The sequence below is a fragment of the Acidobacteriota bacterium genome (assembly GCA_003225175.1).
Classification (GTDB): Bacteria; Acidobacteriota; Terriglobia; order Terriglobales; family Acidobacteriaceae; genus Gp1-AA112.
The window spans coordinates 1-2,107 of record QIBA01000184.1 but is presented as its reverse complement, the minus strand read 5'-3'; the positions used below and the strand labels follow the sequence as shown (position 1 = coordinate 2,107).

The 2,107-nt window shown below is 57.1% G+C and carries 3 protein-coding genes; 1 reads left to right on the top strand and 2 read right to left on the bottom strand.

The window, feature by feature from the left end:
- Positions 1–569, bottom strand: a 569-nt coding sequence (locus tag DMG62_24335; protein PYY19744.1) for a hypothetical protein, incomplete at its 3' end; no start/stop codon positions are given.
- 126 nt (positions 570–695) lie between these two features.
- Complete coding sequence (locus tag DMG62_24330; GenBank protein PYY19743.1) at positions 696–1,244, bottom strand: hypothetical protein; 549 nt, start codon at positions 1,242–1,244, stop codon at positions 696–698.
- Positions 1,245–1,395: 151 nt separating this feature from the next.
- On the opposite strand from DMG62_24330, the gene DMG62_24325 reads away from it, so the two are divergent.
- On the top strand, positions 1,396–2,107 hold a 712-nt coding region (locus DMG62_24325; GenBank protein ID PYY19742.1), incomplete at its 3' end, for a hypothetical protein.

Below are 2,107 nucleotides of genomic sequence, written 5' to 3'. Positions count from 1 at the left end.
TCAGACACGAAAGAACGATGGCAGCACGGGGCCGCCAGAAGACGACCAGCAAAATAAACGGAAGCGCGAGATAAAACTGGTCTTCCGCCGCAAGCGACCAGGCATTGCGAAAACGCGGTACCGCCGTGCAGCGCGATGTTTTGAAGGGAGAACAAAAATTTCCAGAGCGGCTGGGCCATATCCGGATACTCGCGCCACAAGGGCAGCAAAAAGTAGATCGTGAGAATGAAAAGGTAGGCCGGCAAGATCCGCAAAGCCCGGCGTGCGTAGAATCGTCGCAGATTCAGACGGTTGTTGCGCGCGAGCTCCGCGAGAAGCTGGCCGCCAATCAGATAACCGCTAAGAACAAAGAAAAGATCTACACCGATCCAACCCCCGCGGTGCACGCGACCGGGCCACGGAAAACCCATGATGCCGGCGTGATAGACGACGACGATGATGATTGCCAGCGCCCGAAGGAGATCGAGACCAGGCTGCCGCTGTCGATGCTGGAACCGCGGATCAAGATTAACTTGAAGCGTTGGTGTCGGTTCGCTCCTCACACACAAAGAAGAAGTAAAGATTATCAATCACGACGTGGAACCACTTCCCAGTCGCGGCTAAGCATTGGGAATAATTCGTGGCCTATTCTGGAAATTTTTCAGCAATTTTCGATCGCATCCGAATAACACTAGCCAACATCATTGGACCCGCGCTTAACTGGACCGGCATTGCTCGTACCACCTAAATCGCAGGCGCACTCCAATTGAGTAAACCAGATAGTAGCCTATCAACCCGGCAGCAACTGCCAGCGAAAGCTGCGTCCCGGAGGCGGTGATCAGCCAATGCTGATGGCCAGGAGCGCTGCTGCCGGGGTGCGTAGCGTGCCACCAGCCGTAAACAACACGTGCGGCGATCGCGAATACAATGATGAAAGCGAGCCAGCGGCTCGGAGTATAGAAAAGTCCTTCGGGTCGGCTTTCCCAACGAGTCAGCGCCAAGCCGAGCAACCCGAGAATGCCTCCAACGCCCATTCCAATCAAGGAGAATCGAAACGCTGACCCGATCCAAAAGGAAAGAAGCAACGTGAACGAGATAAAGAAAACGGCGGAGAAGCTGGTCATGCATAGATTGAGGGTCGCGACCCAGCGTCGTGCTAGCCGGCGAGCAGTGCCAGCGCGGTAACGCAAAGCAAGCGAAAGCAAAACGACACCCAGCAAGGCGAGCAGGACAAAAAGCAGCAGCGCAAAAACGATGATCGGCACGGCAGAAGTAAAGTAAGAACGAAGAAGGAAAAAGTAAGAAGGATTCGCCGCCAGTCAGAGACTGCTGCTACGAAGCGGTACTCACGGGAGTGATCCCTACCGTCACGGCAGTTTGGAGGAGCGAAGCCGGCGTGGCGTTCGATTAAATCATGTGGCGATGCATTTTGTTGCTTTGGCGGTCACGATTGGGATTGCGTTCGCCGGATTAGTTTCGGCAGACGAGAATGCGGGCGCTGGCTGGGCAGAGGAGAACGTGCGCGTCGTGCAGATGAAATTGCACGAGGCCGGTTTGTACTTCGGTGATATCGACGGTGCGTACAGCAGCGAATTGGCCGCGGCGCTCGGCCGTTACCAGATTCGGAATGGGCTCCCGAGTACCGGGCAGCTCGACACGGAGACGAGCAAGGCATTGGACGCTAAGCCGGCGGTGGCGACAACGGCAGCAGATCGCACGCAGAGTTCCGAAACGTGGCGACGGTTGCGCATGAGCAACCAACAAACGCCTAACAATGCGCGAGAGACTTCGTCCTCTCGCAGCGCGGGAACACCGGGAAGCGGCGCCGAAATGCCGGCGCGGTCACCGCCCACGGCTACAACGCCACTCTTCTCGGGGAGCACAGAGCCGGCGTCAGCGCCGCCGGCTACAGCATCGGACACCGTTTCTTCGTCGCCAGGGTTCAGCACCGAACGCTTGCGCGATTATGTGGGTGCATTTGTGCTCGCCGGGCTGGATCCGCATGTCGGCTCGGAAACGGAGTTCTTTGCCGATCGCGTCCAGTATTACGATGAGGGCGTGATTGGCCGCGAAAAAATCCGTAAAGATTTAGAGCGTTACGCGGCGCGCTGGCCTGACCGGCGTTTTT